Source organism: Bradyrhizobium sp. NBAIM08 (assembly GCF_020193935.1).
Classification (GTDB): domain Bacteria; phylum Pseudomonadota; class Alphaproteobacteria; order Rhizobiales; family Xanthobacteraceae; genus Bradyrhizobium; species Bradyrhizobium yuanmingense.
Map to the genome: position 1 here is coordinate 219,703 of NZ_JADYVR010000003.1, position 23,089 is coordinate 242,791.

General features: G+C 63.0%; 20 protein-coding genes and 1 tRNA gene. 16 read left to right on the forward strand and 5 right to left on the reverse strand.

The features are described from left to right. The first annotated feature begins 56 nt into the window (after positions 1-56). The 4 genes from mnmA (at position 57) to I6F37_RS11930 (ending at position 2,900) form a co-directional block, all read left to right on the forward strand. A complete protein-coding gene (gene mnmA, locus I6F37_RS11915; RefSeq protein WP_225151293.1) occupies positions 57-1,238 on the forward strand; it encodes a tRNA 2-thiouridine(34) synthase MnmA in 1,182 nt (393 codons plus the stop codon). Between the two features lie 301 nt (positions 1,239-1,539). Continuing rightward, positions 1,540-2,178 (forward strand): class I SAM-dependent methyltransferase, encoded by a 639-nt coding sequence (locus I6F37_RS11920; protein ID WP_225151295.1) that lies wholly within the window; start codon positions 1,540-1,542, stop codon positions 2,176-2,178. Between the two features lie 46 nt (positions 2,179-2,224). After that, positions 2,225-2,578, forward strand: coding sequence for a hypothetical protein (locus I6F37_RS11925; protein WP_057027990.1), 354 nt, complete (start codon positions 2,225-2,227; stop codon positions 2,576-2,578). A 245-nt stretch (positions 2,579-2,823) separates the two neighbouring features. After that, a tRNA-Met gene (locus I6F37_RS11930) sits at positions 2,824-2,900 on the forward strand. Positions 2,901-2,918: 18 nt separating this feature from the next. Here I6F37_RS11930 and I6F37_RS11935 read toward each other — a convergent pair. From I6F37_RS11935 to I6F37_RS11945, 3 genes are all read right to left on the reverse strand, one after another. Beyond that, positions 2,919-4,559 carry a hypothetical protein gene (locus I6F37_RS11935; protein ID WP_225151296.1) on the reverse strand — a complete coding sequence of 547 codons (1,641 nt, stop codon included), beginning with the start codon at positions 4,557-4,559 and terminating at the stop codon, positions 2,919-2,921. Then, the gene (locus I6F37_RS11940; RefSeq protein ID WP_225151298.1) at positions 4,550-6,166 is read right to left on the reverse strand and encodes an ATP-binding protein; all 1,617 of its coding nucleotides are present in this window, start codon (positions 6,164-6,166) and stop codon (positions 4,550-4,552) included. The genes I6F37_RS11935 and I6F37_RS11940 overlap by 10 nt, the downstream gene beginning before the upstream one ends. A 122-nt stretch (positions 6,167-6,288) precedes the next feature. Further along, the gene (locus tag I6F37_RS11945) at positions 6,289-6,705 is read right to left on the reverse strand and encodes a hypothetical protein (RefSeq protein WP_225151300.1); all 417 of its coding nucleotides are present in this window, start codon (positions 6,703-6,705) and stop codon (positions 6,289-6,291) included. 1,326 nt (positions 6,706-8,031) lie between these two features. On the opposite strand from I6F37_RS11945, the gene I6F37_RS11950 reads away from it, so the two are divergent. After that, positions 8,032-9,579, forward strand: coding sequence for a tetratricopeptide repeat protein (locus I6F37_RS11950; protein ID WP_225151303.1), 1,548 nt, complete (start codon positions 8,032-8,034; stop codon positions 9,577-9,579). Positions 9,580-9,827: 248 nt separating this feature from the next. On the opposite strand, the gene I6F37_RS11955 is transcribed toward I6F37_RS11950, so the two are convergent. Together I6F37_RS11955 and I6F37_RS11960 are read right to left on the reverse strand one after the other, a co-directional pair. Next, positions 9,828-10,652, reverse strand: a complete 825-nt coding sequence (locus tag I6F37_RS11955) for an SDR family NAD(P)-dependent oxidoreductase (RefSeq protein ID WP_225123894.1) — start codon at positions 10,650-10,652, stop codon at positions 9,828-9,830. A gap of 18 nt (positions 10,653-10,670) precedes the next feature. After that, entirely contained in the window at positions 10,671-10,808 is a 138-nt protein-coding gene (locus I6F37_RS11960) for a hypothetical protein (RefSeq protein WP_157785121.1), read from the reverse strand. Between the two features lie 153 nt (positions 10,809-10,961). Between I6F37_RS11960 and I6F37_RS11965 the strand changes: the two genes are divergently transcribed. The 11 genes from I6F37_RS11965 to I6F37_RS45900 all read left to right on the forward strand — a co-directional run bounded on the left by I6F37_RS11965 (position 10,962) and on the right by I6F37_RS45900 (position 22,886). Next, entirely contained in the window at positions 10,962-12,467 is a 1,506-nt protein-coding gene (locus I6F37_RS11965) for a glucan biosynthesis protein G (RefSeq protein ID WP_225151305.1), read from the forward strand. Beyond that, positions 12,455-14,575 (forward strand): glucans biosynthesis glucosyltransferase MdoH, encoded by a 2,121-nt coding sequence (mdoH, locus tag I6F37_RS11970; protein ID WP_225151719.1) that lies wholly within the window; start codon positions 12,455-12,457, stop codon positions 14,573-14,575. Before I6F37_RS11965 ends, mdoH begins: the two co-directional genes overlap by 13 nt. Before the next feature lie 142 nt (positions 14,576-14,717). Further along, positions 14,718-15,773 carry a sugar phosphate isomerase/epimerase gene (locus tag I6F37_RS11975; RefSeq protein WP_225126206.1) on the forward strand — a complete coding sequence of 352 codons (1,056 nt, stop codon included), beginning with the start codon at positions 14,718-14,720 and terminating at the stop codon, positions 15,771-15,773. Between the two features lie 15 nt (positions 15,774-15,788). After that, the gene (locus I6F37_RS11980) at positions 15,789-16,964 is read left to right on the forward strand and encodes a Gfo/Idh/MocA family protein (RefSeq protein ID WP_225126205.1); all 1,176 of its coding nucleotides are present in this window, start codon (positions 15,789-15,791) and stop codon (positions 16,962-16,964) included. A gap of 449 nt (positions 16,965-17,413) precedes the next feature. Continuing rightward, on the forward strand, positions 17,414-18,238 hold the full coding sequence (locus I6F37_RS11985) for a BTAD domain-containing putative transcriptional regulator (RefSeq protein ID WP_051056908.1): 825 nt from the start codon (positions 17,414-17,416) through the stop codon (positions 18,236-18,238). 97 nt (positions 18,239-18,335) lie between these two features. After that, complete coding sequence (locus I6F37_RS11990; protein WP_225126204.1) at positions 18,336-19,484, forward strand: hypothetical protein; 1,149 nt, start codon at positions 18,336-18,338, stop codon at positions 19,482-19,484. 61 nt (positions 19,485-19,545) lie between these two features. Continuing rightward, positions 19,546-19,776: a hypothetical protein gene (locus I6F37_RS11995; RefSeq protein ID WP_036006916.1), complete on the forward strand. Its 231-nt coding sequence runs from the start codon at positions 19,546-19,548 to the stop codon at positions 19,774-19,776. A gap of 47 nt (positions 19,777-19,823) precedes the next feature. After that, positions 19,824-21,842, forward strand: a complete 2,019-nt coding sequence (locus I6F37_RS12000; RefSeq protein ID WP_225151307.1) for a S8 family serine peptidase — start codon at positions 19,824-19,826, stop codon at positions 21,840-21,842. A 292-nt stretch (positions 21,843-22,134) separates the two neighbouring features. Then, positions 22,135-22,296: a DUF2934 domain-containing protein gene (locus tag I6F37_RS12005; protein WP_074447557.1), complete on the forward strand. Its 162-nt coding sequence runs from the start codon at positions 22,135-22,137 to the stop codon at positions 22,294-22,296. Beyond that, on the forward strand, positions 22,293-22,478 hold the full coding sequence (locus tag I6F37_RS12010; RefSeq protein ID WP_074447556.1) for a hypothetical protein: 186 nt from the start codon (positions 22,293-22,295) through the stop codon (positions 22,476-22,478). The genes I6F37_RS12005 and I6F37_RS12010 overlap by 4 nt, the downstream gene beginning before the upstream one ends. 129 nt (positions 22,479-22,607) lie before the next feature. Continuing rightward, positions 22,608-22,886 (forward strand): DUF2934 domain-containing protein, encoded by a 279-nt coding sequence (locus I6F37_RS45900; protein WP_225151309.1) that lies wholly within the window; start codon positions 22,608-22,610, stop codon positions 22,884-22,886. Positions 22,887-23,089 lie beyond the last annotated feature (203 nt).

The window sequence follows — 23,089 nt, forward strand, 5'->3', positions numbered from 1 at the left end:
CCCGAGAAAGCAAATCGCGGATCGCGCGTCGCCGCCGTCACAACGCTCTAGGGCCCATGCTCAACAGTCTGGATCTCGAAGGCCGTCCCGAGGACACCAGGGTCGTCGTTGCCATGTCGGGCGGCGTCGATTCCTCGACGACGGCTGCGCTCTTGAAGGCTGAGGGCTACGACGTCGTCGGCATCACGCTGCAGCTCTACGACCATGGCGCGGCCACCCACCGCAAGGGCGCCTGCTGCGCCGGCCAGGACATCCACGACGCCCGCGACGTCGCTGCCAAGCTCGGCATTCCCCATTACGTGCTCGACTACGAGGACCGCTTCCGCGAGTCCGTCATCGACAATTTCGCCGATTCTTATGCCCTTGGTGAAACGCCGGTGCCCTGCATCGAGTGCAACCGCAGCGTCAAATTCCGCGACCTCTTGAAGACCGCCCGCGAGCTCGGCGCCCAGGCGCTCGCCACCGGCCATTACGTCGCCTCACGGCGCCGGAATGACGGCTCGCGCGCGCTGGTCTGCGCCGCCGACGCCGACCGCGACCAGAGCTATTTCCTGTTCGCGACCACGCAGGAACAGCTCGACTTCCTGCGCTTTCCGCTCGGCGACATGACCAAGCCCGAGACGCGCGAGCTCGCGCGCCGCTTTGGCCTTGCGGTCGCCGACAAGCACGACAGCCAGGACATCTGCTTCGTGCCGACCGGCCGCTACACCGACATCATCACCCGCCTGCGTCCCAATGCGATGGACCCCGGCGACATCGTCGATCTCGAGGGCCGCGTGCTCGGCCGGCACAACGGCATCGCCAATTTCACCGTCGGCCAGCGCCGCGGCCTCGGCATCGCAGCCCATGCGCCGCTGTTCGTGGTGCGGCTGGACGCGGCCACCCGCCGCGTCGTGGTCGGCCCGCGCGAGGCGCTGAAGATGCACCGCATCGCACTTCGCGACGTCAACTGGATCGGCGACGGCGACATCGACCGCGCCATCGGAAGCGGCCTCGAAATGTTCGTGCGCGTGCGCTCCACCCGCAGTCCGCAAGCAGCCTGGCTGCGCGGCAGCCACGGGCGTTACGAGGTCGAGCTCGTCGCCGGCGAGGAGGGCGTCTCGCCGGGACAGGCCTGCGTGTTCTACGACGCAGCGAGCGGCCAGGCCCGCGTGCTTGGCGGCGGCTTCATCCAGAGCGCCGCGGCGAAGGTCGGCACGGGCACATCGCGCCCGCTCGCGGAAGCCGTGCGCGGCTGATCATGAAATTGGATCGCACTCTCGCGACACCGGAAGTGCGCTCCCTCTCCCGCCTGCGGGAGAGGCACAGGCCGCCCTTGGCGGCCGTTCTGAAGTTGGACGCCGATGCGAAGCATCGGCTACGGGAGAGGGCTCTCTCCACACGCGATATATCGCGAGATGAAAAAGCCCTCACCCGCCACGCTCTTGCGAGCGTGTCGACCTCTCCCGCAAGCGGGAGAGGCTCCAGACCGCGCGCGGGGCAGGATCCGTTCTCACCAACAAACACACCTTAGAGAATCTTCGCGCAAGGGCAGGGGGCATGGCAGCAGACATCTCGCGGGCCGGGGTCGAGAAGGCCTATGGCCGCTGGGCGCCGGTCTATGATCTCGTATTCGGCAAGGTGTTCGACGCCGGCCGGCAGTCGACCATCGCCGAGGCCGACCGCATCGGCGGCCGCGTCCTCGACGTCGGCGTCGGCACCGGTCTTTCGCTCTCCGAATACGCGCGCACCACGAAGGTCTGCGGCGTCGACATCTCCGAGCCGATGCTGCGCAAGGCGCAGGCGCGTGTCCGGAGCTTACGTCTCTCCAATGTCGAAGTGCTCTCGGTGATGGATGCGAAGAACCTCGCCTTCCCCGACAATTTCTTCGACGCGGTGGTGGCGCAATATGTCATCACCGCCGTGCCCGATCCCGAAGGCACGCTCGACGAGTTCATGCGCGTGCTCAAGTCCGGCGGCGAGCTGATCCTGGTCAATCACATCGGTGCGGAGAGCGGCCCTCGCAAGCTGTTCGAGCTCGCCTTCGCGCCGATCGCCCGCCGTCTCGGCTGGCGCCCGGAATTCCCGTGGGCCCGCCTCGAGGGCTGGGCCAAAAGGCACGGCGGCGTCGCGCTCACCGAGCGCCGTCCCATGCCGCCGATGGGCCACTTCTCGCTGATCCGCTACCGCAAATCGTGATTGCCACCTGCGGGAACAGGGGGCCTCGCGCGCGCGTTTGCTTCCCATGCGCACGACAAACCTCATTCTTGCGGGCCTCCTGATCGCCGCCTCTGCACCGGCGATCGCGCAGGCCCCGCCCGCCCCGGCGACGCCGCCGCAAGCGACCGCGCCGCCATCCCCGCAACGCGCCGCCGGCTGTGCCCCATCCGATCGGCTGGCGACCACCCCGGAAGGCACCACCACCGGCCAGTCCCGGGAACCGCTCGGCGACAAGCTGGCCAAGACGGACGGCGTGCTCTGCCCGCCCGCGGGCGTCGATCCCGATATGCACGCCCCGGCCCCCAGCACCGACAGCAACACCCCCGTGATCCCGCCCCCCGGCAGCCCCGGCGGCGACCCCAATGTGAGGCCGAAGTAAGGGCGCTTCCCTTCGCCTCTCCCCGCCGGGGAGAGGCCGGAATCCGCGCAACGCGCGGATTCCGGGTGAGGGGGACCATCCGCGAGTTCGGCGCCGTAAAAAATCGCAAATTCTGGTGAGAAATCGGCCCGAAGCGGACTTGTCGCGCCGAAGCTTTAGCGAAGGCGGATTGACTTACCCCCGCCCCCTTCCTTATATGCCGCGCGTTCGCGAGATCGGCCTCAAGTCGCCGCCGCGATCCCTGTGGCGGGGTAGCTCAGCTGGTTAGAGCACGGGAATCATAATCCTGGGGTCGGGGGTTCGAGTCCCTCCCCCGCTACCAAACACATCAAAAGCTTGCCTAACGAAGGTCATCAGGTGTGTTAGCCCGTGCGGCAGCGTGCTCTCGTTGCGGATGTTTTGTCGCCTCAGGTGCGATGGCAATTATGAGGTTGGCGAGTCTTTCGCTGGCCCCCTCGTCGCCGAGCGGGCTAGGACAGAGAACTGTGCAATCGCTTGCTCCCGGAAGCTGCTGAAGGTAGGCCCATGCTTCTGCGGGCGGGGGATATAGTACGAAACCGCCCAGTGGATGGCATCTAACGACTTCGTTCTCCGCAGCCCAGGCGACGGTGCGCCTGTAGTTTTCTACGGTGTACAGTTTGGAATCTAGCCTGTTCGGAACTCCATGGTGCTTTGGGCTTGCGAGACAGGCATCTCCGACCATGAGTGTCCGCCGAGCAGGCGTGGTGATCCTGATGAGATAGTCGGGCGAGCACTTCTCCTCCGATCCGAAGTAGGGACGCTTTTGATCGAACTCTTGATTCAACGCAGCCCACTCTAGAGCTGGCATTCTACGATCATGAACTGGAGGGATTCCACCGTAGTCGATCAGCGCTGGCTCTGCTTCATAGTCCAGCTCAATAACGACATCGCCCAGTTGCAATCGCCAAGAACAGGAGTGCAGCATGTCTACCGGGTTCACGAAGCACGAGCCGACAAAGCCCCACCGTCTGAATTCTTTCGCTAGCCAGACTGCTCCCCAGAGCTCCCATAGCGTGTTCAGATAAATGGGAGGATAGTGCGATCTTGCGGATTCGTTCGGCGAGAGTGCCTCGGAAAGGCGAGGTGCGAATGCACGTAGCAAATGTCGCAGACGATAGTCCCGCTGGAATATAGGACCTGGATATATGCCGGTTTGCAGTTCCGCCTCGCTGCAGAGACGAGATAGCGTTCTCTGCAGATTGGCAATTTTATCTGACAGAATGCGTATCCGGTGGATCTCACGATGCAAGTCGGGCAGTCGACCTTCGGGATTGTGCCTTGCTACCCTATTCGTGAGTATTTGCAGTTCCTTTGCAACCTTGTCGCTCGATTGCTGCAATTGGTTATGCCTTCTCATCGCCCAATGAGAGACGATCGCATTTTCTGGCAGCGGGATATTGCGTCTGGATCGAGGTCCCAGCTCGGAGTAGGGATTGCGGCGTATGGCGTGGGCAAAATGGAGTTCTTCGTCGACGAATTTGACGAGCTCGCTCGCCGCAATATGTCCCCCACTCGTGCCGAGCCGGCTCCAGGATCGATCCGCTCGCTCCGTGATCACATCCCAAGTGGCGGTTACCCCAAGTTCGAATTCTATATCCTCGATCATGGCGAATACGTCGCGATAGCTGAGCAGCAGTGTCGGAACCACGTAGCAGCGCAACACCGTATCTTCGGGAATCTTCAGGGATAGTGTGACTTCGCCAAATCGGCGGTTGCGACCTATTTCCTTTTCGAAGCTCCAGCGCTGCCAACTCCGTCCTTCCGGTGCTGTGTCGGTCAGCCGTTCGAGTTTGGTGTGTTTATCCGTCGATTGTGCGTGAAATCCTCTGACGAGGATGTCCAAATACGGACAATCGTCACGTACGATGTACCACGTGGACGGCTTCCACTCGTACTGTGCAGAGATGCCGTCGTCGCCTTTGACGCGTACGGCTTCGATCTCGGAGCTTGCTACTGCCATGGAGAAACGAATCCGAGACGGGATTGTTGTCGCGCCAGCTTCAGGCGCCGACGCGTTCGCTGCAACTCCTCCATCCCGTCAACGGCCTTGTCCAAAGCGTCAAGAGCCGGCTGTATCTGGTCGAAGGCACCCGATAGCTTCACCAAGATGCGGCTCGCCAGAACACGATCGACCAGATCATCTCGGCTAAGAAGGTCCTTACCCTGAAGATCCAATCTATGATGAAGTCCTAGTAGCGCCTTTACATCTGATAACGCTCGTCGTGATGGAAGGAGGTCATGACGAAGATCGTTGTCGACGACGGCTACGTGCAAAGCTCTCAGGATGCTGGTGATGCGCTCGTCCGTACTTGCTCCATCGACCGATGCCAGTGGAAGCCCCGGCAAGGGTTGAACTGAACCTAGGTCCGGTAGCCCGACAGGTTGCTCGATATCCCACGGGACTTGAGCGAGTTCAACGAGGAAGCAGCGATCAATCACTTTCGGCGACGGTGGTCGTGATGAGTCGTCGATGTTCATCGTCCCGAGCACCCGACACGGCGCTATTCTGATGCCCGCGTCCATCGCGCCTCCAGCATTATCGAGCGCGTGAAACATCCTTGACAGATAGTATTCTGGACGGGTGAGATTGAACTCATCAAACATTACAACATGCGATCGCGTCTGATCTTCGAGTAGATGATGCAGCAGGCCTTTCTTGTCGAAGAGGACGCTGTCGTTGTCCCAATGCGCTTGTACTGCAACTTCATGAAACGTCTTACCGGGCTCCATTCCAAGAACGCGGGCTATCACCCGTACAAGAGTAGACTTTCCACAGCCGGGTGGTCCTGCGAGGAGTACGATCGGGCGTACCGCCAACGCAAGAAGTGCCACGACGATATCGTCGAACCAGCGATGTGGCGTTGGGGCTTTCACGGCGTTTTTGAGCGACTCGAGAGCGTGTGAAAACTGCGAGTCTGGGATCCGCGTGCCCCAATCGAAGCTATCGTTTTGTCTCGGCTCGGTGGACACGAGGGATACCGGGCTTGAAAGTTGCTCCGATCTCGAAGACGTGCCGCGGAATGCGAGGCCCTCGTCTCGCTCCTCTTGTGCATCAGACAAGTGTTCATCATAGACGGCGCCTCTTGAAGCTGAGGTCGAATATAGGATTTCGGCGTCGGACGAAGGTTCGACACGTCCGGCGACTAACCTCGGACCTTCGCCTGGGGCGACTGCCAAGCGGCCTTCCTCGGGCTGCGAGCCGGGGTCGGGTATCAGTTGCTCATGATCCAACCCGTCTCGCACCAACCGTTCAAGTTCTTCGGCTGAAACCCAGCCGCGATCAGCGGTCAAGGCGACAATCTTGGACATGCCGAGATCGAGAACGACGTCCTCCGCTTCATCCACCGCCAATGCGCCCGGCAGCAGATCGCCGTCGAAGGGGTTTAAGGCCGGCTCTTCACGCTTGCGGAGGGTGTTCGCATCAATCCACAATGTGGATTTGGTATCCAACACTTGGTCGGAAAGAACCGTAGCCCGTTGCTTGATCGGATCCCAGTGGATACTCATCTTCCCTGGAGACTGCCAGACCTCCAGCGCCTTGAATTTGCGCCCCTTACGCGCAGCCACGCCTGCTGCTCCCCCGGGGACGACTCGCATCTTTGGATGCGATCCTCTCGCTAATAATGGAAGGTCTTCGATTGGGCGTATCCCACCGTCATCGATAAATGGATCGTTTGGATCCAGGATAGTTACCTGATGCTCGAGCTCGGCAGGCTGTTTGATCCCGAGGAGTAGAGGGTACGTGTTTTGTCGTCGCCAATCGAAGGCATCAATGCGTACTTCCGGCGCTGTCGATACTGCGCAGGCAGCTTCTCAAGGATCTTCCGGAGGTATTCGCGGTAGACCTCATCGCGGTCCAACTCCCTGTAGGGCGTGAGCGGATTTTGTGTGTCGTAGAACATCTGCCGCACTGGTTTGTTGCCATGCAGCATCCAATCCTTGATGTCGTCTATCTGAAAAACCCATTCCGCATCCGCGGGGCGCTCCAGTTCAAGCGTCCAGAGCTTGCGATCATTAATCTTTGGGTCAGCGACGATGAAACATGTCGAAGGACGAAACGGGTGGGTGTCCTTCTGGAGCAGAAATTTGAACGCACGATTCGTCATAAACTGATGTTGCCTTATTCGGTTACCGGGCCGCAGGATGGAAAATGTGGATGCGGGCGGGAGACGAGTCGCAGAGACCTTCCTACAACCATGGCGTGCTCTTGAAGCTCAGGCAATTGAATTTGCCAAGGCAGGGGTGCTACGTTAGTTGGAAAGCCACGCATCCAGTATCTGCTGGCGGCCGGCTAAGTCAGAAGTTCCGGCGCGTCCGCCGACTCTCTCGCAAGACATTGGTGCCCGTCGGGCAAAACACCCCTTCACCCCGTCAACCCCTTCCCACAAAAATATTCCACTTTACCGAATTTCGGAAATATCGTACACCCTGCCCATCCCGGCTCATCTTGAGGGGCGATCGCGTCGTCGTCTTGATCGCGAGCCGGGCTTGCGGTGGACGCGGCAGCGTCGGGCGCGAAAGGTGCGGGCAGGGAGGGTAGTCCCCGGTGAGCTCGCGGCCGCGCGCGGACGAACGGCGCTGCTAGGTTTCGTCTCGTCTGTAAGTTTCCGGCGCTGTCGACGGTGTCAGGGAATACTGCGGGCGAAATGGCGGGCCGTGCGTACGGCAAAACCGTGTGGTCCTGGCCGTCGTTGCTACGGTCAAGCTCTTGCGGAGGCGGCAGTCGCGTCAACCGGCGCGGGTGCCGGTGAATTCCGCGAGGCGCGAGGGAGGCCAGAAGGAACTCGGCTCCCGGGAGAGCGCGGCATAAGCCGTCCGACCATCGCGCAGGGAAGGCCGAGTGATCGGCACCACCTGTATGCTGCTGTGCGGTCTTTTGCGTGTGCATTTTGCGCAGCAGACCGCGGGTGCGATGTCGGCACCCGGCCTTCCCTGCGCCCTCTTGGCTTTCAGATGGGCGAAACATCCGGCAAAGCTCGGGCGAAATCAGCCGCGAGGCTGCGAAGGCGTGTCTGTGATGCGAAGCGCTGTCGGGCCCCACGACGCTGCCCTTTACTCTCTCGGCGCGGGCGCCCTGTCCGTGCTGGAGACAAGGACGAGACCCTCGACCGCTCACGCCGGTTTATGCTCGAATACCGATTTGACCTGGCCGTCGCGCCGGCCCTCGAAGGTTTGCTCGGGAAGCAAGCGACCGGTTCTGTGATCACCATCACAGGCGTGGCGGCCTTTCTCTGTCTATATTGCCGGCTCGGAGCAGGGTGGCGACCATGCGGAATCGGATTGCACTGGTTTTCAGTTTCTTTTTTTTCACTTCTCTGGCAGCCGCTGATCCTGCGGCCGCAGACGATCGGACCATCTGCGCGCAGCGCGGCCATGACGACCGCATCGCCGCGTGCTCGCGGCTGATCGCAAAGAGCGGCGGGCGCGACGCCGTGGCGTTCGACAATCGCGGTGCCGAATATGGCGACAAGGGCGACTACGATCGCGCCATCTCCGATTTCAGCGAGGCCATCCGCATCGATCCGAAATACGCGCTTGCCTGGCAGCATCGCGGCGCCGCCCTGCTTCGCCGGAACGAGGTGGATCGGGCCATCGCCGACCTGACCGTGTCGATCCGGCTCGATGCAAACAATCTGAACGCCTTGAACGACCGCGGCATGGCCTATGCCGCTGCGGGTGATTCCGAGCGCGCGCTTTCGGATTACAACGCAGCGATCCGCATCAATCCGAGGTTCAAGTTCGCCTACTTCAATCGAGGGCGGCTCTATGCCGGCAAGGGCGACCACACCCGGGCGATCGCCGAATACTCCGAGGTCATTCGCATTGACCCGACCTACGGTTATGCGTTCAACAATCGCGGACTGTCCTATCGGGACACCGGCCAGTCCGAGCGTGCCCTGGCCGATTTCAGCGAGGCGATCCGGCTTTTGCCGAGGACGACGCTGGCCTACAACAACCGCGGCGACATCTATCTCCTTCAGGGCAGGTACGATCAAGCCCTCGCCGATTTCAATGAGTCGCTGCGCAATGATCCGCAACATCAGAGCGCGCTGGTAAACCGCGGAATGGTGTTCGAGAAGCTGGGCGAGGTCGCAAAGGCCCGCGCCGACTTCAACGCAGCTCTGGCTGCCCCGCAGAAGTACGACAGCGCGAAATGGTCGATGGACAAGGCGCGCGAACGCCTCGCCGCGCTGGACGATACGTCCATCAAGACCGTTCCCGCCACCACCACGTCGGTCATCGCGCTGCCGGGACCGTCAAGCAGAAATGACAGGCGCATCGCGCTCGTGGTCGGAAACTCCGCTTATGAGAATGTCGCAGCGCTCGCCAATCCGGCGCGCGATGCGGCGCTCGTCGCCGAAACGCTCAAGCTCACCGGATTCGAATCCGTCACGCTGCTGACCGATCTGCGCAAGGATGCGTTGACCGCGGCGCTGCGCGACTTTGCAAGGCAGGCGGAAATCGCCGACTGGGCGATGGTGTATTACGCCGGTCACGGCATGGAGGTCGGCGGCGTCAACTACCTGATCCCGATCGACGCGAAGATCGCCTCCGACCGCGACGTCAGCTTCGAAGCCGTGGCGCTGGACCAGGTGTTGAACGCGGCGGAACGCGCCAAGCGGCTGCGCCTCATCGTCCTCGATGCCTGCCGCGACAATCCCTTCGCCAACCAGATGAAGCGCACCATGACGCTGGCGTCGCGTTCGGTATCGCGCGGCCTTGCGGCGATCGAGCCCGAGGCGGGCACGCTGGTGGTGTATGCCGCCAAGGACGGAGAGATGGCGCTCGACGGAGAGGGCAGGAACAGCCCGTTCGCCACGGCGTTCGTCAATAATATGCGCAAGCCCGGTCTCGAGGTGCGCCGGCTGTTCGACGTCGTGCGTGACGACGTTATGGAGGCGACCAATCGTGCACAAAAGCCGTTCAGCTACGGATCGGTCTCGGGCCGGCAGGATTTTTACTTCGTTGCCGGGAAATGAGACGCAAGGCTTTGGCTGTTGCGCGGGCCAAAATTCACGGTATTGAGCCGAAATTCGGAAAATACCGCAGAAAACCCGCCCATCCCGGCTCATCCTTGCGCGGACGAACGGCGCTGCTAGGTCGCCTGCAATGAGTGGCGCCTGTCGGAGGCATGTTGCCCCTTGGTCCATCGGCGCAAGGGTCCTGTCCGCGGGTCACGCATCGTGCCCGACAATCGGACTTGCGACATGGTGACATTTTCGGCCGCTCACGCCGGCCACGCCTGTCCACCGCCGTCGATCCGCAACACCTGGCCCGAGACGAAGGCACCCATGGGTCCTGCAAAAAACTCGACCACGCGCGCGACCTCGTCGACGGTGGCGATGCGGTCGAGCGTCCCGGTCTCGACCATCCGGTTGGGGTCGACCGCTCGGGTGCCAAGAAATCGGCCGGTGCGGGTGTCACCGGGCGCGATGCAGTTGACGGCGATGTCGTAGGCACGGAGCTGGTCGGCAAGACAACGCGTGTAATGCGTCACGCCGGCCTTCGCCACCGCATAGATCGAGCCGTTGGTGCGGCCCTTGAAGGCGGCGACCGAGCCGAGCGTGACGATGCGGCCGCGCCGCCGCTCCATCATGCCCTTCGCGACCGCCTGGCAGGTCAGGATGGTCGAGAGCAGGTTCCGCTCCAGCACGGCCCGTATGTCGGCTTCCTTGATGTTCACGGCATCGTTCGGATCGGGCTTGCCACCCGCAGCCGCGATATCGCCGCCCGCATTGTGCACGAGGATGTCGATCGGCCCGAGAGCGGCCTCGGTTTCGGCAATCACCCGCGAGATATCGTTGGTCCTGGTGAGATCGCCAAGCACGCGCACGGTGCTCACGCCGAATTCTCGGCTGATCTCCGCGGCAACGGCAGTGAGCGTGGTGCCCTCGCCATATTCGGCCGGTCCGTTCTCGCGCATGCCGTGTATCGCGACGCTGGCACCGAGCGCGGCGAGCTTTTCCGCAAAGGCGCGGCCGAGCCCTCGCCCTGCGCCGGTCACCAGGGCCACCTGCCCAGCCAAAATCCTCGTCCTGTCAGGCGATGCCATGATCCTCTTCCTGCTATGTCACTCCGCTGCGACATTGAAGCCGATCGCCAGCGCTTGCACCAGGCACATCGGCGCCACCCGCGTGCGGAGCACCGGCTTGGGCATGTCCTGGATCTTGAAGACGGCGCTGGCGCCCTCGATGGCGCGCGTTCGCACAGAGACACTGCCGGACGGCGAATTTCATCCGGTTTGGGCATTTAGCTTACCTCTATTTGGCCGCTCCTCGAGTTGGGCGCCGGACCGGCTGGAACTCGTGGGCGTGATGGTCGTTTGCTTGGCCGGGGCAGCAGTAACGATCGGGGAGAGCACGTGAACCGACGCCAGCTTGTTCAAGGGTCGGCAGTGCTGCCGGCGTTGCTGCTTGCTTCCCGATGCAGTCTGGCCGCCCCTTCGGATGACATGTTCGGGCCGTCCACCGTGAGGGACCTGGCGCGGAGGCTGGCGGGCAAGCCCTACGAGGCGCCCGACGAGAAGCTCCCGGGCGGATTGAAGGACCTGGACTACGATCAGTATCGTTCGATCCGCTTTTTGCCCGAGCGGGCGCTCTGGCGCGGCAAGAATCTTCCGTTCGAGGCGCAGTTTTTCCACCGCGGCTTCTTCTACAAGAACAGAGTAAACATCTTCGAGGTCGCGGACGGAAAGGCATCCGAGCTCAAGTACCGCAAGGCGGACTTCTCCTTCGGCGAGAAGGTCCCGCCGTTCGAGGACAGCGATCTCGGGTTCGCGGGCTTCCGCATCCATGCGCCGATGAACCGTCCCGACTATTACGACGAGGTCTGCGTCTTCCTGGGCGCGAGCTATTTCCGCGCCGTGGCCAAGGGGCAGACCTACGGGCTTTCCGCGAGGGGGCTGTCGATCGATACGGGCGAAGCCAAGGGCGAGGAATTTCCGCTCTTCAAGACGTTCTGGCTCGAACGGCCGGCGCCGGGTGCGACATCGTTGGTGATCCATGCTCTGCTCGACAGCAAGAGCTGCGCCGCGAGCTACCGGTTCACGGTGCGCCCCGGGGAGACGACGGTCTTCGACGTCGAGATGTCGGTCTACCCGCGCGTCGAGATGCCGCGCGCCGGTCTCGCGCCCATGACCAGCATGTTCTTTTATGGTCCGAACGACCGCAACGACATCGACGATTTCCGCCCCTCCGTCCACGATTCCGATGGCCTTGCGATCTTCAACGGGAAGGGCGAAAGCCTCTGGCGGCCGCTCAGCAATCCCCGCGATCTCCAGATCAGCACCTTCCAGGATCTCAATCCGCGTGGCTTCGGGCTGATGCAGCGGGAGAGAAACTTCTTCGCCTACCAGGACATCGAATCCAGTTTCGAAAAACGTCCAAGTCTCTGGATGGAGCCGATCGGCGATTGGGGCGAGGGCGGCGTCGTGCTGTTCGAGATCCCGACCAAGGAGGAGATCCACGACAACATTGCCGCATTCTGGCGCCCGAAAAGCCCGCTCCAGGCCAAGGGCGAACACAACTACACCTATCGGCTGCATTGGGGGCCAGATAGCCCGAAGCCGCATTCGCTGGCCAGATTTACGCGAAGCGGGATAGGGGCGAGGGGCGGAGATGCGCGCCTGTTCGTGCTCGATCTGCATGGCGACAACCTCAAGGGCGTCGATCCTGCCGCTGTCAAAGGCGTGGTGTCGGCGGGGAAGTCTGAGGTGAAGAACATCGTCACGCAGCCTAATCCCTACACCGGTGGGTGGCGGCTCAGCTTCCAGTGCCAGGTGAAAAGCGAGCCGATCGAGCTGCGGGCATTTCTGGCAGAAGGCGACAAGCCCTTGTCGGAAATCTGGGTCTACCGATGGGCACCCTGAGCACTGCACCGCGGCCGATTGCCGGCGATATCGCGACCCAGCGCCTGCTGCCGACGGAGGCCCCCCTTCCGATGGCTCCTGGCGACCTCGGAAAAAGCCTGGTACCCGACCGTATTCCTGCGCCGGCTGCCCCCGCAATGGCCTGGCGGCGCGGCCTCATCCTGCTCTCGACGGCGGCGCTCACGGGGGCCGGCGGATATGAGATGTATCGCGTGCTGCAGGTCGGCGGCGTCACCGTCCTTGAAGCCATGGTGCTGGCGCTCTTCCTGGTCTTGCTCGCCTGGGTCGCCTTCTCGTTCGCCTCCGCGCTGGCCGGCTTCGTCGTGCTGCTGGCCCATCGTCCGGGCGCCCTCGCGCCAGAGGCGGAGTTGCCTGTGATCGCAAGCCGCACCGCCATGCTGCTTCCCACCTACAATGAAGATCCGCACCGATTGACGGCGCGGCTTCGCGCGATCATCGAATCCCTGGAGACGACCTCCCAAGGAAGGCTGTTCGACTGGTACGTTCTGAGCGACAGCACCGATCCCGACATCTGGGTCGCCGAGGAAAAAGCGCTCCTCGTGCTGCGACAAGCCGTCGGAACGCCCAGGCTGTACTATCGCCATCGAGCCGACAACACGGCTCGGAAAGCCGGCAACATCTCCGAGTGGATCACGCGGTTCGGCGGCGCCTACGACTTCATGATCGTGCTCGACGCCGACAGTCTCATGAGCGGGCAGACCATCGTCCGACTGGTCCATGCCATGGAGAGCAATCCGAGCGCCGGCCTCGTCCAGACGCTCCCCATGGTCGTCAACGCGCGAAGCCTGTTCAGCCGGGTCCAGCAATTCGCGGGCCGCCTCTACGGACCGATGATCGCCGCCGGCGTCGCCTGGTGGCACGGCTCGGAAGGTAATTACTGGGGCCACAACGCGATCATCCGGGTGAAGGCGTTCGCGGAATCGGCCGCGCTGCCGCAGTTGCGCGGGCGCAAGCCATTCGGCGGGCACATCCTGAGCCACGATTTCGTCGAGGCTGCCTTGATGCGGCGGGCCGGGTGGGGCATCTACATGCTGCCGACGCTCGGCGGGAGCTACGAAGAGGTGCCGCCTTCGCTGCTCGATTTTGCGGCGCGCGACCGACGCTGGTGTCAGGGCAATCTTCAGCATCTGGCTGTCGTGCCAGCGCGGGGCCTCCACTGGGTATCGCGTGTCCATTTCATGGTGGGCATAGGAGCGTATCTGACGGCGCCGCTGTGGCTGCTGTTCCTGCTGCTGGGAATGCTGATCTCGCTGCAGGCTCGGTTCGTGCGGCCGGAGTATTTTCCGAAGGGGTTCTCGTTGTTTCCGACCTGGCCGGCCCAGGATCCCGTGCTCGCCATCTGGGTGTTCGTCGCCACCATGGGGTTGCTGCTGTTGCCGAAGCTGCTCAGCCTGGTCCTCGTTTGGATGCGGGGCTCGGTGAGACGCCAGTTCGGCGGCGCGTTGCGTGCTTCGGCCGGAGTTCTCGCAGAGATCGTCGTGTCCGCGCTGATGGCGCCGGTGATGATGATCTTTCAGTCGATCGCCGTCGTCGAGATTCTGGCCGGCCGCGATGCCGGCTGGCAGACCCAGAGGCGCGACGACGGCACGGTGGAGCGCCGCGAACTCTATCGGAAGTACGGCATTCCAACCCTGTGCGGCGTTGCGATGGCCGCAAGCGCGTACGCGGTTTCGGTGCCCCTTCTGCTTTGGATGTCGCCGGTCATCGTTGGGCTGCTGTTCGCCGTTCCCATAGGCGCGCTGACCGCCATGCCCGCCTCCGGAAGATTGTTTGTTACTCCCGAAGAACGAGAGCCGCCTTCCGTGCTGCGGCGAGCGAACGAACTCAGCGCGTCGGCAGACGTAGGGGGCAGCCCCGCCTTGGTGGAGCTGCGCCAAGACCCCGCGCTCCTGGCCTTCCACCTCGCGCAGCTGCTGCCTCCTCGCGCCACCAGGCCCGATACGGTCGACGCCAACCTGGCGGTCGGCCGTGCCAAGGTCGATGCAAGCGAAACTTTCGAGGAGGCCGCAGAGCATCTATCCTCGCGAGAAATCTTCTCGATCTTGAACGATGGTTCGGCGCTCTCCACAGTGTTGCAGAAGCGATGAAGCTGCGGCCTGGATCTGTCCTGCGGCCGTTTGAAGCTTTTCTCGTTGCATAGTCCGGTATTGCTCTCTCCCTTGATGGCCGGCATCCTCGAACCAAGTGCGCGGAAAAGCGCCCAAAAACGTCCAAGGAAGGAAGCACGCGATGAAGATGATCAAGGGGCCTGCGATATTCCTCGCTCAGTTCGCTGGCGATGCGGCGCCGTTCAATTCGCTCGATGCCATATGCGGATGGGCCGCCTCGCTTGGCTACAAGGGAATTCAGATTCCGAGTTGGGATGGGCGGCTCTTCGACCTGAACAAAGCCTCGGAGTCTCAGACCTATGCCGACGAGGTGAAGGGTGTTGCGGCTCGGCACGGGCTTTCCATCACCGAGCTTTCGACCCATCTGCAAGGCCAGCTCGTCGCCGTTCACCCGGCCTATGATGCGGCGTTCGACGGCTTCGCCGCGCCGGACGTGCGTGGCAATTCCAAGGCCCGCACGGAATGGGCCGTCGATCAGGTCAAGCGCGCCATCCTGGCGTCTCGGCGGCTCGGGCTGACGGCCCAGGCAACGTTTTCCGGCGCGCTTGCCTGGCCCTATGTCTATCCCTGGCCGCAGCGCCCCGCCGGCCTGATCGAGACCGCCTTCGACGAACTCGCCAAGCGCTGGCGGCCGATCCTCGACTATGCCGACGAGCACGGTGTCGATCTCGCCTATGAGATCCATCCTGGCGAGGACCTCCACGACGGTGTCTCCTACGAAATGTTTCTCGAGCGGGTGAACAATCATCCGCGCGCGAACCTGCTCTACGATCCCTCGCACTTCGTGCTGCAACAGCTCGACTATCTCGACTACATCGACATCTACCACCAGCGCATTAAGGCGTTTCACGTCAAGGACGCCGAATTCAATCCGACCGGTCGCCAGGGCGTCTATGGCGGTTTCCAGAGCTGGGTCGACCGTGCCGGCCGCTTCCGCTCACTCGGCGACGGTCAGGTCGATTTCGGCGCCATTTTCTCCAAGCTCACGCAATACGATTACGACAGCTGGGCGGTGCTCGAGTGGGAGTGTGCCCTGAAACATCCCGAGCAAGGCGCGGCCGAAGGCGCCGAGTTCATCCAAAACCATATCATAAGGGTGACGGAGAAAGCCTTCGACGATTTCGCAGGCGGCGGCGCTGACGCGGCTGCCAACCGCAAGATGCTCGGCATCTCCTAAAAGAGAGGGTGCAACATGGCGATCGAAGCAAGCAATGAAACCGGCGGCCATCGCCGTATCCGCCTCGGCATGGTCGGCGGGGGCCAAGGCGCCTTCATCGGTGCCGTCCACCGCATTGCCGCGCGCATCGACGACCAGTTCGAGCTGGTCGCCGGCGCGCTCGCGTCGGATCCGGTTCGCGCCAAGACGTCCGCAAAGGAGCTCGGTATCGCCGACGACCGGGCCTATGGCTCGTTCGAGGAGATGGCGCGGGCTGAAGCGGCGAGGGCGGATGCCATCGAGGCGGTCGCGATCGTGACGCCCAACCACATGCACCGCCCGGTCGCGAAAGCCTTCCTCGAAACCGGCATCCACGTCATCTGCGACAAGCCGCTGACGACGACCGTTGCAGAGGCCGAGGAACTGGTGGCGCTGGTCAGGAAGACCGGCAGGATCTTCGTCGTCACGCACAATTACACCGGCTATCCCATGATCCGGCAAGCGCGCGCCATGGTCGCGAATGGCGATCTCGGCGAGATCCGTCTCGTCAAGGTCGAGTATCTGCAGGATTGGCTGACCGAGCCATTGGAAACCACCGGCCAGAAGCAGGCGGCGTGGCGCACCGACCCGTCCCGGTCCGGCGCCGGCGGGTGCATCGGCGACATCGGCACCCATGCTTACAATCTTGCCTGCTTCGTCAGCGGGCTCGAGCTCGACGAATTGCTCGCGCAATTGTCGACCTTCGTCGAGGGACGGCGGCTCGACGATGATGTCCAGATCCTCCTGAAGTGGAAGGGCGGCGCCAAGGGCATGCTGTGGGCGAGTCAGGTTGCCGTCGGCAACGAGAACGGGCTCACGCTGCGCGTCTACGGCAGCAAAGGCGGCCTCGAATGGGCGCAGGAGAATCCGAACCATCTCTGGTTCACACCCTACGGCAAGCCCAGGCAGCTCCTGACCCGCGGCGGAGCCGGCGCAATGGGCGAGGCCGCCCGCGTTAGCCGCATCCCATCAGGCCACCCTGAGGGCTACCTTGAAGGCTTCGCAACGATCTATGCCGAGGCGGCGCGCGCCATCCGCGCGGCAGCGGCCGGTGAAAAGCCGCATCCCGATGTCGTCTTCCCGACGGTCGAGGATGGCCTCGCCGGCGTGAAGTTGATCGAGGCTGCGGTGAAGTCGTCCGCGGGTAATGGCGTCTGGGTTCGAATGACGTAAGGCGGTCGCGAAGCCGCGGAACCCGTTGTCGACGGATCTGCTCTATATGGATGCAATCATGACCCATGACTTCGCTTTGTCGAGTACCGCCGAGTGAGACAACTCGCACGGCATTCGGTGCGTCACGTCATGCGACAGCTTGCGGCGCCCGGCGTCCGCACGAAAAATGCATCAAATGCGAGCAATTGTGGCGCCTGCAATTTGCATGCTGACTATGGGCTACCTCACACATCTGAAATTTCCGCTCTCACAAATTGCTGACGCGGAGCCAAGGCGAGTTCCATTGCTTTGTCTAACCTAGATTGTATGGTGCCCGTAAGAGCATCCGGTCTGATCGACGATGTGCGGCCAATCGGCGCTGTCCGTGTCCTAGTGATCATGATCATAAGAAGAATGTTCGCCCCCGGATAGAATGAGGGACAGAAGACAATGACCGAAGGAAAAGGACAATGTCGCTGCTCCAGATCAATCTCTTCGGCGGTGTCGAGGTCGTGTGTGCGACCGGCGAGTCGGTGTTGATCCCCAGTCGCAAGGCTGCAACTCTCCTGGGCTACGTGGCGCTCAGTTCTCCTCGCGCCATTTCGCGCGGCAAGCTCGCGACGCTGTTGTGGGACGGTCATTTCGGCGATCGCGCGCGCGCCAGTCTTCGACAAGCCCTGCTCACGTTGCGGCGTGAGCTGCCGCGATGTTCGGATGTGATCCTGGCCGATCGCGATGATATACGCATCTGTCCGAACAGCATCAGCACCGATGTCGGGGAATTCGAGCGGCTTTTGACGGGAGGGGATCCCGAACGTCTGGCCCGCGCGGCGGTGCTTTATCGCGGTGACCTTCTCGAGGGCATCGGCTCGACATCATGCCAATTCGAGGCCTGGCTGTCTGCCGAGCGCCAGCGACTGCGGACCCAGGCGATGCGGGCGCTTGCGGGCCTGCTCGACTCCGGCGGGCGCGAACACATGGATATCGCGATCGCACTCGCGCTACGGATCCTCGCAATCGACCCGTTGCAGGAAGAGATTCATCGCATCTTGATGCGCTGTTACGCGCAGCAAGGCCGCCGGACCGATGCGCTCCGTCAGTACGATCTCTGCCGCTCCGTACTGTGGCGCGAGGTTCGCGCAGCGCCGGAGCGAGAGACGGAACGGCTGCAGCTCGAAATCCGGCACACGTTCCGAGCCGCTGTAAGATCTACTTCACTCAAATTGCCTCGCGATAAGAATTCTGACGCAACTTTCACGCTCGACGTGACGCCTGCATCACGATCCCTGTCGTAGCCTTCAGCCGCTCGCACAATCGTGCGCAGTGATCCCGCCTCCCTGTGGGGAGCGCGTGTCGCTCACGGCTCAAGCACTTCATCAGGAGATTTTGAACATGACTGGATTTCAGCAACAGACTGAGGACTACGGCCAATTGGACCCGCAGGGGATCTTCGGCTCGATCCTCGGCGGCGCGGCCGGACGCGTTATCGGCAACCTGCTCGGCGGCAAGAAGGGGAAGCAGATCGGCGGCGCGATCGGCAACATCGGTGGTGGCTTCCTGCCGTTCTCGGCCGGTCCGGACATGCAAGGTACCGTGCAGGTCTCCGACATGGAGTTGCAGGGCTTCTGGAGCGTGCTGAAGAAGATCGGCCAGGGCGTGCAGACCGGCGTGAATGTCGGCAAGCAGCTCGGCGTGTTCAGCGCCCAGCCTGGCCTGGAGCCCGCGGCGGCGCAGGTTTCCGACATGGAGCTGCAGAGCTTCTGGAGCGTGCTGAAGAAGATCGGTCAGGGCGTGCAGACCGGCGTGAATGTCGGCAAGCAGCTTGGCGTGTTCAGCGCCCAGCCCGGCTTGGAGCCCGCCGCGGCGCAGGTTTCCGACATCGAGCTGCAGAGCTTCTGGAGCGTGCTGAAGAAGATCGGCCAGGGTGCCCAGACCGGCCTCGATATCGGTCGCCAGCTCGGCGTGTTCAGTGCCGGCCCCGGCGGTCAGCCTGCCGCGGCGCAAGTCTCCGACATGGAGCTGCAGAGCTTCTGGAGCGTGCTGAAGAAGATCGGCCAGGGCGTGCAGACCGGCTTGGACGTCGGCAAGCAGCTCGGCGTGTTCAGCGCCCAGCCCGGCCTGCAGCCCGCGGCGGCGGAGGTCTCCGACATGGAGCTGCAGGGCTTCTGGAGCGTGCTGAAGAAGATCGGGCAGGGCGTGCAGACCGGCTTGGACGTCGGCAAGCAGCTCGGCGTGTTCAGCGCCCAGCCCGGCCTGCAACCCGCGGCGGCGCAAGTCTCCGACATGGAGCTGCAGAGCTTCTGGAGCGTGCTGAAGAAGATCGGCCAGGGCGTGCAGACCGGCTTGGATGTCGGCAAGCAGCTCGGCGTGTTCAGCGCCCAGCCCGGCCTGCAGCCCGCGGCGGCGCAGGTCTCCGACATCGAGCTGCAGGGCTTCTGGAGCGTGCTGAAGAAGATCGGCCAAGGCGCCCAGACCGGCCTCGATATCGGCCGTCAGCTCGGAGTCTTCAACGCCGGCCAGCCCGCTGGCACGATGCACTAGACCCAACGCGTGGGGGCGGGCGCAAGCCCGCCCTCTGCGCTTAGACGTGAATGGAAACCAGATGGCCGATTCAACCGCGTCGCAGCAATTCATCGTGCAGGGAGGCCCGGTCCAATCCGGTGAGCTCAACGAACACTTGCAGCGTGAACCCGGCGTGAAGCGAGTCGCGCAAGTCGCACCCGATGTCGTCATCCTGTCGATGACGACGACACAGGCCGACCGCCTGAAATCGACGTTTGCCACGCTGGTGGTCGAACCGGATTCAGCGCTGAAGCCATTCGATGCCGACTGACGTCGGTGGGCAAACATTGGACACGCAAGACATCAAGGAGGCCGCAGATGGCCACGAAAGGCAAATCAGGAACTTCCACGCAGGGCGAGCACGACGCGACCGAAGCCGCGATGAACGGCAACGGGTCCGTTCCGGACCAGGGCACCGCTCCATCATCGTCACGGGGGCAGGAGCCCGCAACGATCGCAGCGCGCCCGGCGCAATTCATGATCGCCCCGCAGCAGCAGCCCGGGCTTGCGACCTTCAGCGTCGATTTCCTGACTCAGCAGCTCAGCAACAGTCCCGACATCGAAGTGGTGAAAACTGTCTCTCCGCCGCGCCTGTTCGGATTTCAGAGCGCAGAGCTCGGACAAGTGCCGCTCAGCCCGCTGGTCCTCGCCAAGATGACTCCTGACAAGGCCAAGTTGCTGCAGACCCAGGCGGGACAGCGTTGCGCGGTGGAGCGCGACGAGCGGCTGAGCTACATGCTCGATCCGACCACGCCGCAGCTGCCCAATCCGGGGGTGCTGACACCGCTGGCCGACGGCTTCACGACCACGATCGAAGTGCTGGGCCAGGATGGTCCGCTGCCTGAAGCCGAGGTTTATGTGTTCGGCAGCATGTGGCCGGCCCAAGGCATCACCGACGCCACCGGCCGCGCCACAGTGACCCTGCAAGGCGAAAGACCCGAGACCATCCGCTCGATCCTGGTCAAACCGAAGATCGACTACTGGACCTTCTGGCTCGATCGTCCGCAGCTCGTTCCTAACAGCGTCAACCGGATCGTTGCCAGGGCGCTCGGCGCCGTGTTGCGGAATTTCCCCGGCCAGCAATTGATGGGATGGGGTGAGCGCGCGATGGGCCTTGATCGTCTGCCTCCGTCCTTCGATGGCGCCGGCATGAAGATCGCAGTCATCGATTCCGGCCTGGCGCCGACCCATCGCAATCTGCACGGCATCACGGCAGGCACCAGTATCGTCGGGACCGACAAGGCGGCCTGGACCGTCGATACGATCGGCCACGGATCGCATTGCGCTGGAATCATCGCTGGCGGACCCGTCGGCGCCGGTGGCGGCATCCGCGGCTTCGCTCCCGCGGCGGAAATCCACGTCTGCCGCATCTTCCCCGGCGGCCGGTTCAGCGATCTCGTCTCCGCGCTCGATTACTGCATGGAGCATGGCATCGATGTTGCCAATATGAGCCTGGGCGGCGGCGAGCCTTCGCGCATTATCGAGGAACGCATCATCCGGGCCAAGCAAATGGGTATGGCCTGCATCATCGCCGCGGGCAATTCCTCGGGGCCGGTGCAGTTTCCCGCGTCGACGCCGCATTGCCTGGCGGTTGCCGCGATCGGCAAGTGGGGCGAATTCCCCAACGACAGCTATCATTCGCAGCAGGCCCTCGACGGCTTCCAGAGCCGCGACGGATATTTTCCGGCAAAGTTCTCCTGCTTCGGTCCGGAGGTCGACGTCTGCGCGCCTGGTGTGGCGATCGTCTCGTCGCTTCCCGCCGATGGCTTCGGAGCATGGGACGGCACCTCGATGGCGACTCCCCATGTCACGGGCCTGGCCGCGCTGGTGCTGGCGCATCATCCAGACTTCACCAAAGGCAACTTTCAGAATCGCGACGCACGCCGTGTCGAGCGGCTGTTCCAAATTCTGAAGGAAACCGCGACGCCGCTGCAGTTTGGCGACCCAAATCGGACCGGCGCGGGATTGCCGAACGTGATGCGGGCACTCGGCCTGGAAACCGGCGTCGCCCCGGTGATCGCCGCCGCTACCGATCCTGCGCTGGCAACGTTGCGGCGTCTGCTTGGATTGCAGTCGGTCGAAGCGCCGAGCATGGTTCCCGTGGGGTCGCCGCCGCCGTCCGCCGATCCCGTGCACGGCAGTGCGATCCACGTGGCGCGCGGTCCGGCACAAACGGCGGCCGCAATGAATCTGCAGTCCGTCGATCCGATCAAGAACGGATCGAGCTCCGTCGCTCACGGTCCCGCACAGACCGCAGGCGCGGCAGTCGCGCCCATGATGGTGGATCCGAATCCGGCGCAGATCCGGGAAATCATGCACAGGGTGGGATTGCTCTAACGCGCGTCCTTGGCATCTCAGAAAGGGGCACAGCAGCAGCTGTGCCCCGAGTGCCGACTGCCTTGAGGCAATTGCTGCGGCCGCTCGCCTTGGGAACATGGTGGATTGTTTGCCGCGTCCTGGATTTTCCTTCGCGGCGTCGTGCCGCACAGGCGCAGCTTGGAACTCTCGCGCCCGATCGAAACTTGACTCCGCGGGTCAGCATCGCCGCCGATCGCTGGCCTGCACGGCCCCGCCTCCAAGCCCCCCATACCCCCCTGGGTGGGGCCGTGCTTCCAAGCAGGAGGTGCAATTGTCCGAGCCGACCGAGCAAGAGATCAGAGAACGCGCGCACCAATTGTGGGAGCAGGCGGGCAAGCCCGAAGGGCGCGAGGAGGAATTTTGGCACGCGGCGGAGCAGGAGCTGCGCAACGAGGACAGGTCGAGCACGCTGCGGACGCCGGATACGCTGTGACCGACAAGACCTGCCCATTCTGCCAGGGTCTTGGATGGGTCTGCGAAAACCATCCGCTCCGGGTCTGGAGCGAGAAGCTCGGCGGCTGCCGCTGTGGCGAGGGCATGCCCTGCTCCTGCAACACGACTGAGGACCCTGAAATCAGGGTGGTGATCGTCGAAGCCGACACGACGTGGCACTAGCGGCGCCCAACCGATGCCTGCTCGGCTGGTCACTTCCGAAACGCTGCACCTCAGGGAACGGACCATCCCGGAAAGGAATTTAGTGTCCGCACGGCTCCGACAACAATTCTTTCCGCGGCAGCTTCGGTGGTGGACGAGCAGAAGAAGCTAGAGCACCAGATCGAACTCGCAACGCGAGCGGCCTCGCTCGTCAGGGATGAAACCACCGGACAACGCTTCAGGAGCTTCGCGGAGGAACTGAAACGAAAGCTGCTTCGCATAATGCGCCGTGGCAAGGTGCGCACACGCGCATATGAGCTCTGGGAGCAGGCGGGACGGCCGAGCAATCGCGAGTTGGAGTTCTGGCTCGAAGCCGAACGCCAGATCGAGGAAGAGCGCGAGGAGAAGAAGGGCTCGGGCGCTTCATAGCGCCAGGCGGGATCCGTGCCCGCTGCACGCGGTCTCGCGGGTGCCGCTCGCGCAAAGCAAGGAAAAAGCCGCCGGATTTTTCATCCTGACGGCTTCGCAAGTCCGTAGCTGTTGATCTTCCCAGCCTCGTGCGTACCGCCGTTACCTTGTTTGCGGCCATGCCCGATCCTTGTAGGCGATGGCGCACGATTCCGCTGTGATCT